Origin of the sequence: Bacillus luti (assembly GCF_001884105.1) — a bacterium.
In the GTDB taxonomy this organism is placed as follows: Bacteria; Bacillota; Bacilli; order Bacillales; family Bacillaceae_G; genus Bacillus_A; species Bacillus_A luti.
Genome location: NZ_MACI01000088.1, coordinates 26,366 through 37,855, shown reverse-complemented (window position 1 = coordinate 37,855; position 11,490 = coordinate 26,366). Strand labels below are relative to the sequence as shown.

Annotated in this window: 11 protein-coding genes and 1 riboswitch; of the genes, 4 read left to right on the top strand and 7 right to left on the bottom strand. The window is 35.0% G+C overall.

Annotated features, from left to right (window positions below):
• Window positions 1–2: 2 nt before the first annotated feature.
• Entirely contained in the window at window positions 3–1,592 is a 1,590-nt protein-coding gene (locus BAQ48_RS21795; RefSeq protein ID WP_071712805.1) for a peptide ABC transporter substrate-binding protein, read from the top strand.
• A 29-nt stretch (window positions 1,593–1,621) separates the two neighbouring features.
• On the opposite strand, the gene BAQ48_RS21790 is transcribed toward BAQ48_RS21795, so the two are convergent.
• On the bottom strand, window positions 1,622–2,089 hold the full coding sequence (locus tag BAQ48_RS21790; protein WP_071712804.1) for a YusW family protein: 468 nt from the start codon (window positions 2,087–2,089) through the stop codon (window positions 1,622–1,624).
• 172 nt (window positions 2,090–2,261) lie between these two features.
• On the opposite strand from BAQ48_RS21790, the gene BAQ48_RS21785 reads away from it, so the two are divergent.
• Genes BAQ48_RS21785 through BAQ48_RS21775 form a run of 3 tightly spaced genes read left to right on the top strand, consistent with a single transcriptional unit; the run spans window position 2,262 to window position 3,715 of the window.
• Window positions 2,262–3,161 carry a helix-turn-helix transcriptional regulator gene (locus BAQ48_RS21785; protein ID WP_071712803.1) on the top strand — a complete coding sequence of 300 codons (900 nt, stop codon included), beginning with the start codon at window positions 2,262–2,264 and terminating at the stop codon, window positions 3,159–3,161.
• An 18-nt stretch (window positions 3,162–3,179) separates the two neighbouring features.
• Window positions 3,180–3,371 (top strand): hypothetical protein, encoded by a 192-nt coding sequence (locus BAQ48_RS21780; RefSeq protein ID WP_071712802.1) that lies wholly within the window; start codon window positions 3,180–3,182, stop codon window positions 3,369–3,371.
• Window positions 3,368–3,715 carry an ABC-2 transporter permease gene (locus BAQ48_RS21775; protein ID WP_071712801.1) on the top strand — a complete coding sequence of 116 codons (348 nt, stop codon included), beginning with the start codon at window positions 3,368–3,370 and terminating at the stop codon, window positions 3,713–3,715. Before BAQ48_RS21780 ends, BAQ48_RS21775 begins: the two co-directional genes overlap by 4 nt.
• Window positions 3,716–3,756: 41 nt before the next feature.
• Here the strand turns inward: BAQ48_RS21775 and BAQ48_RS21770 are convergent, their stop codons facing one another.
• The 6 genes from BAQ48_RS21770 to modB form a co-directional block, all read right to left on the bottom strand.
• Window positions 3,757–5,397, bottom strand: a complete 1,641-nt coding sequence (locus BAQ48_RS21770) for a peptide ABC transporter substrate-binding protein (RefSeq protein WP_071712800.1) — start codon at window positions 5,395–5,397, stop codon at window positions 3,757–3,759.
• Between the two features lie 381 nt (window positions 5,398–5,778).
• Complete coding sequence (locus BAQ48_RS21765) at window positions 5,779–7,419, bottom strand: peptide ABC transporter substrate-binding protein (protein ID WP_071712799.1); 1,641 nt, start codon at window positions 7,417–7,419, stop codon at window positions 5,779–5,781.
• A gap of 132 nt (window positions 7,420–7,551) precedes the next feature.
• A riboswitch (SAM riboswitch) is annotated at window positions 7,552–7,657 on the bottom strand.
• Between the two features lie 152 nt (window positions 7,658–7,809).
• A complete protein-coding gene (locus BAQ48_RS21760; protein WP_071712798.1) occupies window positions 7,810–8,643 on the bottom strand; it encodes an aldo/keto reductase in 834 nt (277 codons plus the stop codon).
• Window position 8,644: 1 nt separating this feature from the next.
• A complete protein-coding gene (gene proC, locus BAQ48_RS21755; RefSeq protein ID WP_071712797.1) occupies window positions 8,645–9,448 on the bottom strand; it encodes a pyrroline-5-carboxylate reductase in 804 nt (267 codons plus the stop codon).
• Between the two features lie 212 nt (window positions 9,449–9,660).
• A complete protein-coding gene (locus BAQ48_RS21750) occupies window positions 9,661–10,512 on the bottom strand; it encodes a GRP family sugar transporter (RefSeq protein ID WP_000353549.1) in 852 nt (283 codons plus the stop codon).
• 300 nt (window positions 10,513–10,812) lie between these two features.
• Window positions 10,813–11,487 (bottom strand): molybdate ABC transporter permease subunit, encoded by a 675-nt coding sequence (gene modB, locus BAQ48_RS21745; protein ID WP_000006671.1) that lies wholly within the window; start codon window positions 11,485–11,487, stop codon window positions 10,813–10,815.
• Window positions 11,488–11,490 lie beyond the last annotated feature (3 nt).

The following is an 11,490-nucleotide window of genomic DNA, read 5'->3' as shown; positions in this document are numbered from 1 at the left end:
GGATGAAGAAGTTTTTATTATTTGTCATTATGACCGTATTAGCAATTACTTCTGTCGCTTGCGGCAAGAAAGACACTTCAAAAGCAAGTGCTAGTAAAGGAGAGCGTTTCGTAACGAATCTTGGTAGTGATCCTTATACGCTAGATTCAGCAATTTCAACAGATAATAACTCTAATTATGTAATTGAGCACTTATTTGCAACTTTGTATAGACAGACAAGTGATGGGAAATTTGAAAAGGATTTAGTAGAGAAAGAGGAAGCTGGGGCAGATGGAAAAGAGTATACGTTCTATTTGAAAAAAGGATTAAAATGGTCTGATGGTTCCCCATTAACAGCAAAAGATTTTGAATTTGCTTGGAAGAGAATATTAAACCCTAAAACGGGCTCTATGAATGCAACAGAACTATATTTCATTAAAGGTGGAGAAGCATTTAATACAGGGAAAGGTGAAGAAGATGCAGTAGGAATTCAAGCAGTAGATGATGTAACTCTAAAGTTACAATTTGAACACCCAGTGACATCTATTAAAAGAACATTATCCCAGTCGTTATATATTCCGCTGAATAAAAAATCTATTGATGAAAAAGGTAAATTAAAAGTAGATCCAAAAGAATTAATTACAAATGGTCCTTTCACATTGAAAGAATGGAAGCATAATCAAGCGATTATTCTAGAAAAAAACAAAGAGTTCCATGATAAAAAAGTAGCATCAAAAGAAATTGAATTCCGTATTATTCCAGAAGGTAAAACAGCGTATCAATTATACAAATCTGGAGAACTAGATTTATTATCTCACATACCAACGGATTTAGTTGAGAAGGAACAAAACAATAAAGAGTTTAAAAAAATGCAAGACTACTCAACTCATATTTACTCATTTAATTCAGAGAAACCACCATTTACAAATGCTAAAATTCGTAAAGCTTTTGCATTAGCTGTAGATCGTAAGTTTATCGTAGAGAAAATATTAAAGAATAATGCAAAAGAAGCATATGGCTTTGTTCCAGAAGGAGCAAAAACAGAAGGTGGCCGCGACTTCCGTAAAGAGAAAGGTGATTATTTTAAATATGATCCTGCAGTAGCTAAGAATCTATTAGAAGAAGGTATGAAGGAAGAAGGATGGGCTACTCTTCCAGAAGTAACAGTAAAATATTCAGATAAGAAGAAAATAGCTGAAACACTTCAAGAAATGTTTAAGAAAAATCTTGGTGTAGATGTGAAAATAGAAGGTAAAGAGTGGAAAAGTTATATTGATATGTACAAACAAAGTGACTTCCAAATTGCATACATGGGATGGGGAGGATCTACATTAGATCCAGCTGCTCAATTAGAAATTTATGCAGGTGATGGACCAAATAACTATGCGAAATGGTTTAACAAAGACTTCGATAATTTAATTAATCAAGCAAAATTAGAACAAGATGAAAATAAACGCTTTGATTTATTACATCAAGCAGAAGATATTATGTTTACAGAATATCCTTTAATCCCACTTGTATTCCCAACAGATTCTTATTTACAAAAGTCATCTGTATCTGGATTAGAATACTACGTAGGATCTCAACCAAGCTTACGATATGCTAAGAAATAAAATAAAGAAGTAGGCAATCGCCTACTTCTTTATTTTATTTCTCGTTTATATTCTTTTTTCGTTCCATCAGAGAAAACAACTTCTAAATCGAATTTTTGATAGTCCTTATCAAGTTTAAACACGTTTACTACTTGATCGATTACTTCTTGGTCAGGAGTATCTTTATCAAATTTTAATTCTTGTAGAAGGGGGCTTAATTTTGTAATAGCCTCGTCACCTGTGAACTTTGCATTTGTTTTATGGTCTTCAAGCTTTGCCTCCATTTTCTTATCAGCTGCTAAGTTTTTATAATCAGCCTCATAGTCTTTCTTCGTATCTTGATAGTCTGCATCTAAACTAAATTCATTAAAATTAAGTTTTAAATCTGCAGGAGCCTCATTTTTTGCTTCTTCCGTCGTTTTCTTATCAGAAGTTGTATCGTCTTTTGCAGGAGCTTTACATCCTGTTAATGCAGGTACTAGCATAAGAGCTAATAAAAGGGATAGTAGAGTTTTCATTATAAATTCCTCCTTATGTAAATTTGTTCTATACAAGTTTTTCCAAAAAACGTGTAATTATGTATGAGTTGAAAATAAATTATTATCCTGTAGCCACATGGGCTAATCAGCAATTTAAATCAAAAACAATTTGTATGTATATGGTAAATTTAAGTTGTGAGGAGGTACTAAAATGCATGAAGAATATAAAGAGATGATAAAAAAAGCAATTAAATATATAGAGGATCATTTAGATGAGGAGCTTACAACAGAAAAAGTGGCATCTCACAGTGCGGTGTCAATGTACCATTTTCATCGTATTTTTCAAAGTTATATTGGGATGAGTGTAACGGATTACATTCGAAAGAGAAGATTAACTCATGCTGCACAGGCTTTAGTATCGACTGAAAGAGCTGTTATTGATATTGCAATGCAATATGGTTTTTCCTCACAAGAGGCATTTACGAGAGCTTTTAAAAGAATGTTTCAATTGCCACCAAAAAAATATCGAAAGTACTTCCAGTCATTTTATATAGAAAGAGAGGGTGTTTCAATGCAAAAGGGTATACCGAAAGGATGGATCTTAAGTGGAAGCCATCCTGCTGAATATGAGATGGGTTTAGATTATGAAGTTGTCCATCAAGGGAAAGTATCTGCATACATAAAAGCAAAAGAGAATGTTACGCACGGAGGATTTTCAACATTAATGCAAATGTTCCGAGCGGATAAATATGTAGGGAAGAGGTTACGGTTTACAGCATTTGTTAAGAGTGAAAACGTAAGAGATTGGGCGGGATTGTGGATGCGAGTAGATGGAAAAGATACAGAACCCCTCGCTATGGATAATATGCAAAATCGTCCAATTAAAAGTACGAATAACTGGCAATCGTACTCGGTTGTATTAGATATAAAAGAAGAAGCACTTGGTATTGCATTTGGTGTTTTATTATCAGGAGAAGGTTGTGTGTGGCTAGATAGTATTCGATTTGATGAAGTAGATGAAAAAATTCCTTCAACAGATTTGGCAGAAAACTTTTATGAAACACTTTTAGAAGAGCCGGTGAATCTACAATTTGAAGAAGTAGAAAAATAAAAAACAAGGAGAAAAGATATGCTCAAATATGTAAAACTAATAAGTATTAGTTTAGTAATATCGTCTTGTATTATGGGAATTAACTATTTAGTTAGCTATCTTTGGCCAGGGCATATACCTTCTTTGACGTGGAGAACATATTTGATGTTTGTGTTTATATTTATGATGAGTTTTGGTTCAATGCAAAAGGAAGGTAAAGAGGATTATTGACGATAGTCTTCTTCGCCTTTCTTTCATTAACACAAATGTGCATAGCTGTTTTCGGAAATGCAGGTATGATCTTTAATATAATTTCGCTATCGTTACAACTCGTAAGTTCGGGTGTAATCGTACCACATGAGATGCTTTCTAAAACATATCAAACAATCGGCGAATTATTTCCCGCAACCTATGCAGCAAATGGCTATTATACAATAATATTTTGGGGAGTTAGTTTAGAGAAAAATATTATTTCATTATTAGTCATTATATTAGTCACGCAATTGGTAGCAGTCATTACTGTATCTATAAAAGGAATAGTGGAGAGAAGAAGTCATGTAGTTAAAGAAGTATAAAATAAAAAAGGTATCCTGTGATTGGATACCTTTTTTATTTATTATTTTGCAACTTCTGTCCACTTATAGTTAAATTCACCGCCGAAGTCAGTTGTTACAAGTCCTTTAATGAAAGAGCGTTGTAAGTAAGAACGACCTTGTTGGTATAAAGGAGCGACAGCACCGTCTTGTAATAAGATTTTTTCAGCTTGCTTCATTGCTTCAAAGCGTGCTTTTTCATCGCCAGCTAAATCTGTTTTCACTTTATGAATTAGCTCATCGTACTCTTTGTTAGAGTATTTATCAAAGTTATAAGCACTATCTGTTGTAAATAAATCTAAGAATGTAATTGGATCAGCGAAGTCAGGGCCCCAACCGTCAATACCGATTTCATAATCACCACTTAATAGTAGTTTCAACTGTTGTTTACGTGGTTGTGGTTTTAAATTCACTGTTAAGCCATCTAGATTCTTTTCGAGTTCACCTTTTAAATATTCACCAGTCTTTTTAGCTAAAGCATTATCACTAGTTAATAGTTCGATTGTTACTTTGTCAGTACCGAGTTCTTGTTTCGCTTTTTTCCAGTTTTCTTTTGCCGCTTTCACATCATCTTTGACTAGGTTTCCGTTTTCTTTACGGAAGTCATTGCCTTCTGGACTTTTTGCGAATTTCGCAGGAACCATTCCTTCAGCTGGAACAGCACCGTTATTTAAAATTGTTTCTACGTATGCCTTTTTATTCATTGCACCGTTAATAGCAAGGCGTGCATGTTGATTTTTTAACGTTTCATTCTTTTGATTTAGTCGTAAAAATTGAATGCCAACTTCAGCGCGTTCTTTGAAGTTTGGATCGCCCTTATATTTATCAACAAACTCCGCAGTTAAAGCAACACGATCAATTTGTCCTGAATCATATAAGTTCACTTCTGTAGACTTATCTTTAACGACATTAAAGTTGATTTCTTCTAATTTTACCGTTTTAGCATCCCAATAGTTAGGATTCTTCTTCAATTGGAAGCTTTGTTCGTGTTTCCAGTTATCTAATGTGAAAGCACCGTTGTAAATTAAATGATTTGTTTCTAAACCGTATTTATCACCTTGAGATTTTAAGTACGCTTCATTAACTGGTAAGAATGTCGAGAATGTCGTTAAGCTTAAGAAGTAGGGAACAGGACGGTCTAGTTGTACTTCTAACGTTTTATCATCAAGAGCTTTAACTCCTAGTTGATCAATTGGCAATTGTTTTTGGTTTATTTGTTTCGCATTCTGTATATCGAAGAATAAGAATGCATATTCAGCTGCTGTATCAGGATTTACGGCACGTTGCCAAGCGAAGACGAAGTCTTTTGCTGTAACAGGAGTACCGTTTGACCATTTTGAATCACGCAGGTGGAATGTATATTTTGTCTTATCGGGACTAACGTCAACCGACTCAGCGACACCAGGAATCGGTGTATTATCTTCTCCCATTGCATATAACCCTTCAAAAACATTGCGCATTACGTTCATGGATTCCCCATCCGTTGCTTTTGCAACATCCATTGTTGGAATTTCTGAAGCGAATGATAAGTTAATTGCCTGTTTATCAGGTGCTTTATCATTTGCTTTCGCTCCGCTTGCATTATCTTTATTTCCCCCACAAGCAGTTAGTAGTAGACTTGCCCCTAAAACAGATGCAACAACAGGTACGACTTTTTTCTTCATTGTTCTTTCCTCCCTAAATGTGTTGTTCGTAACGTCATAATGTCCATGTCTTGAAGTAGCTATAGAAGGAGATAAAACCTATTATGAATATTTGTTTATAGGTAATCAGGTGTTCTATATGTATATACATGTTGAACTATAATCTATCGTTATATGTTTCAACATAGAGACATTATATTTTGATGGTGAAATATTTCGTTTCTTTGATTATTTAGAATATTAACACTGGAAAGAACTATATGTCAATAATAAAAATAGAATGTTAATTTCTTGAAATAATATATTAAAAAAGTAGATTCCCGTGTATTAAGGAACCTACTTTTAATGCGTTTTGCGAAAAAATAATTAGTATGGTGGAATAACGTTGGTCAAAGTTACAGTTTATTTTTCAATTTTTGCCCATTTGAAGTTTAATTGACCTGCAAAGTCTACTTGCACAATTCCTTTCACATAAGAACGTTCTAAATAAGATTCTCCCTTTTGATAAAGAGGAGCGATAACAGAGTCTTTAAATAATATTTTCTCGGATGCTAGTAATGCTTCCCAGCGAGCTTTTTCATCACCAGCTAAAGTTGTTTTCACTTTTGCTATTGTTTCATCGAACTCCTTATTAGAGTAATGATCTAAGTTATAAGGGTTATTCGTTGTAAATAGCTCAAGGAATGTAATTGGATCCGCAAAGTCAGGGCTCCAGCCATCAATTCCGATTTCGTAGTCACCTTTTAATAAAAGCGAAACTTGTTGCTTACGCGGTTGCGGTTTTATATTTACTGTTAAGCCATCTAAATTCTTTTCTAGTTGTCCTTTTAAGAATTCACCAGTTTTCTTCTCAAGGTCACCATCACTTGTTAATAATTCTAACGTTATTTTTTCAGATCCAAGTTCTTGTTTTGCCTTTTTCCATAATTCTTGTGCCGATTTTGTATCAACCTTTGTTAAATCGCCGTTTGCAACGCGGAAGTCTGTTCCGTCAGGTCCTTTTGCAAAGTTTTTTGGAACGAGACTAAAGGTTGGTGTAGAGCCATCATTTAATAACGTATTTACAAAGGATTTTCGATCAATCGTTTGATCAATTGCTTGGCGTGCAGAAACGTTTTGCAGCACTTTGTTTTGCTGATTCATACGTAAAAATTGTACGCCTACGTTCGGACGTTCTTTAAAGTTACCATCCTTTTTATATTTATCAACAAAATCAGACGTTAATTTTATACGGTCTAATTGTTTAGATTCAAATAAATTTACTTCTGTTGATTTTTCTTTCACGACGTTAAAATTGATTTCTTCTAGTTTGACAGCATCTTTATCCCAATAGGTAGGGTTTTTCTTGAATTTAAAGCTTTGTTCGTGCTTCCAATCGCTTAGTGTAAAAGCTCCGTTGTACAAGATTGTATTATCTTCTAAAGCGTACTTATCACCTTGTGCTTTAAAGAATTCCTCGTTAATTGGTAGAAATGTTGGGAACGCTGTTAAGCTAATAAAATACGGAACAGGACGCTCTAATTCTACCTCAAACGTATGGTCATCAATTGCTTTTACACCAAGTTGATCGGCTGGAAGCTCTTTGTTGTTAATTTTTGTTGCATTTTTAATATCAAAGAATAGAAATGCATATTCAGAGGCTGTTGCTGGATCGACAGCTCTTTGCCAAGCGAAGACAAAATCTTTCGCGGTAACAGGAGTACCGTTTGACCATTTTGAATCTCGTAAATGGAATGTGTATTTCGTTTTATCGCTATTTACTTCATGGGATTTTGCAACGCCAGGGACAGGTTTGTTACCTTCACCAAGATTATACAAACCTTCAAATACGTTTCTCATTACTTGACCAGAATCAGTATCTGTAGCTCGAGCTGTATCCATTGTTCGTATTTCAGTAGGTGAAGATAAGTTTAAAACCTGTTTACTAGGTGCCTCGTCTTTTGCATTTGCTCCGCTTGCTTCGTTTTTATAACTACCGCAACCAGTTAATAAAATACTTACTCCTACAACTGATGCAATACCGGGTACAAACTTCTTTTTCATTTGATTTTCCTCCTAAATAATTAAGTTTGGATGATGATGAGGGAAATGAAAAATAAAAAATCCCTCTTTTCATATTGAGAAAGAGGGATTTTTACGTACAAGTTATGCACCCGTATATAAACGAATTCCCTCATTCTATCTTTCAAGCCATAAAGCTTGCAGGAAGTGGCACAGTATTCAAAATGAACCTGTTGCCGAGGTTTCAAAGGGCCAGTCCCTCCACCTCTCTTGATACAATGAGTAAACGAATAAATTTTATTAATTTTTGTGTTTCTTTGATAATTCAAAATCTTACACCTTGGATAATGAAGTGTCAACCTAATGAAATATAGTTTAAATTTTCAGTTTTCTTTAACGAAAAAACCACTGCATATGGCAGTGGTTTTTCTACTAGAAGTTAAAGTTATCTGGATCTGGACCAACGCGACGATCTTCATTGAGTGCTTGAATTGCTTTCATGTCATCAGTACTTAATTCAAAATCGAATATATTTGCATTTTCAATAATGCGATGTTCTTTAATAGATTTAGGGATTGTTACAACTTCGTTTTGTAAATCCCAGCGTAAAATAATTTGCGCAGTTGATTTATTATATTTCGTCGCAATTTCTTGTAACGTTGGATTATCAAGTAGTTGTCCTTGCATTAATGGTGACCAAGCTTCAAGTTGGATATTATGTTCTTTACAGAAAGTGTGTAATTCTTCTTGAGCTAAACGTGGATGGTATTCTACTTGGTTAACCATTGGTTTAATTTCAGCGATTTCAAATACATCTTGCAAATGGTGAATGTGGAAATTACTCACACCAATAGCGCGAACACGGCCGTCTTTATAAAGTTTTTCTAACGCTTTCCATGATTCAGTATATTTTCCTTTTACAGGCCAATGTACTAAATATAAATCTAAATATTCTAGGCCTAATTTTTCTAATGTAGTTTCAAATGCCTGAAGTGTTGTTTCATAGCCTTGATCGCTATTCCACACTTTTGATGTAATGAATAATTCTTCACGTGAAACACCTGATTCACGGATCGCTTGTCCAACGCCTTCTTCGTTTTGATAGATTGCAGCAGTATCGATGCTGCGGTAGCCATTTTTAATTGCTGCTTTTACAGAATCAATTACTTCTGAACCATCTTCTACTTTAAAAACACCTAAACCGAACCAAGGCATTTTTACACCGTTATGTAGTGTTGTATAGTCTTTTAAACTTGTTAAACTCATATTATTTCCCCCTAGCTTTTTTGTTTGTTGCTTCTACTGCTTTTTGAATTGCTTCTGAAAAATTATACTCATATAAAGTTTTGAGACCTTCAGCTGTGGAACCACCTGGTGTTGTTACTTGTTCGCGGAGGTTAGCTGGATCTTGCGTTTGTTCAAGCATAGAAGCAGAGCCAGAAATCATTTGAATGACAAGATGTTTTGCAGTTGCCTCATCGACTCCATAACTTATTGTTGCTTCAATTAAGCTTTCGGCAAAGTAATAAAGGAAGGCTGGTGCACTTCCAGTAACTGCAGTAAGTTGATGCACTTCTTCCTCAGTGCAAAGTTGCGAAGTACCAATTCCTCTTAAAAGCAGTTGCAGGGTTTCCAGATGCATCTCGGTTACTGATTGTCCCATTGTATATAAGGAGATAGACTTTCCAATTTCAGCAGCTGTATTTGGCATAATCCAAGCAACAGGCGTCCCCCCGGGAAGTCTCGCTTCTAAATAAGATGGACCAATGCCAGCAGCTACCGTTACGACAAGTTGATTCGATAGTAACGGAGATAACTCTGCTAATAATTCTTCATGTGCAGAAGGTGGCATTGCTAAAACAATCGTATCAACAGATGTAACATGCTGCTTCCAATCGGTTGTAATAGACACATCATATTGCCCTTGTAATTGTTCTAATTTTGCTACGTTGCTTCGGTTGGAAATGATAATTTCTTCGATGTATTCTTTACTTGTTTTCAGTAATCCGGAAAATATAGCTTCTGCCATACGACCAGCACCAATAAATAAAATTCGATGTTTAGTTAGCATATCCTTTATTCCTTTCTGATGAGAATATGTTATAAAAAACGATACCATTTTTAAGAGAATTTTGTAAAAAGAAAAGGCTTATCGCGAGAAGGATGAAAATGGAGGGAGGAGGGTTGATATAAATAAGGTTATAAAAGTTATTATATTTGAAAAATAGTTTTAATAAAAAATCCCTGAAGCAGTTATGCTTCAGGGATTAATAGATTATAAATTTATGCTTTTGTCATACCTAGTAATACAGCGCCGCCGATAATTAAAACACTACCTAGTGCAATAAAGATCAATTGACGTTTTGTTTTCTTTTCACCTAAGAAGACAATCGCACCGAATGTTGAGATAACGATTCCAGTTTGAGATAACGGGAAGCTTGTCGCAACTCCGACACGTGGTAAGGAAAGAAGTAAGAATAAGTTTCCTGTTCCCCATAGTAAACCAGATAGAGCATTACGGATTGCATATTTGTTAAATGGTTTATGTTTAGATGTCAGTACAACCGCACCAACAAACATACCAACTGCTTGTGGTAAAATAGCAGACCAACCGTCGATATTATACCAACGAATAATAATTACATATACAAGATAGCCAAAAGTAGAAACAATTAAAGTAAGAAGTCCTTTTTTCAATTGTCCTGGTGGCTGAGCATTTTCTTTATCATCTAATGATGTGAATACAACACCAACTACGATTAATAGGATTGCAATCGTTCCCAGAACAATCGTTGTTGTAGTAGTCCACTCACGGAAAGCGATAACCCCAAAGATAGAAGTTGCAACAAGTTGCATACCAGTAGAAATTGTTACGGTAGTTGAAACACCTAGTTTTTCAACTGTTTTTAATTGGTTTACTTGTCCTAAAGCCCAGAACAAACCTGAAATAAAACCAACAATCAAGACTGTCATTGTTAAAGCTGGTTGAGTAAATACATACATAATTGTTGCGAAGAATAGAGCACCGATTGTCATACCTACCGTTTGGCTATATGCACCACCGCCCATTTTTACGCTTACTAATAAGATGTTTCCCCATGCAATTGCAGGAAGAAGCGCTAATAAAATGTCCATTACAAGACTCCCTTCGATTTCCTATACCAATATAATTACATATCGTTCTAACGATCGGTAATGCCCCACTAATAGAGTAGAAGATTACCGATCGCTAAAACAGGATGAAGAATTCACAATATAAATGCGTTTTCATTTCTTCATTTTTTGAAACACCTCCATATAATAACAGGAAATTGCCTATTTTAGAAAGTGAATTCAAATAAAATGTATATTTTAATAAAAGGTAAAATTCAGTTATTTCCCGAAGGTATATTTTATTTCCTAAGAAATAAAGAAGCAGCTTCGAAAAAAGCTGCTTTAAGAGTGAGTAATTCTTTTGTTAATAAGCTGAATACATAGCAGAAATAGGAGTGACATACTAATAGTGATAACTACAAGCGTCCAGGCGAGCTGCATATTGCTTGCATCAATGGCCATGTAAATTGCAGTTGGGATAGTCTGTGTTTTACCAGGAATGTTTCCGGCAAACATGAGTGTAGCACCAAACTCACCGAGCGCACGAACAAAGCTCAAAATCATTCCGCTTAGTAAGGCAGGAAATGCAAGCGGAAGTGTGACGTGTAGAAAAACTTGATATTCACTTGCACCAAGATCGCGGGCGCTCTCTTCAATTTGTACATTCGCGATAGAAAATCCTGTCTTTGCCGATTGGTACATAAGCGGAAATGAAACAACTGTAGAAGCAATGATAGCAGCAGTAGATGTGAACATAATAGATTGCTGAAATATTGATTCTATCCAAGTTCCGATGGGACTGTTATTTCCAAAAATGATAATGAGAAAAAAGCCAATTACAGTTGGCGGAAGTACCATTGGTAATAAGAAAATAGTTTCTAATATTACTTTATATCTCCATGAGGAGCGTGCTAACGCTCGTCCGATAATCGTTCCTAAAATTGTAACGATTATGGTGGCACATGCAGCTACCCGTAAAGATAGAAAGATTGGTGACAAAATAGCATCAAAGCTCATAGC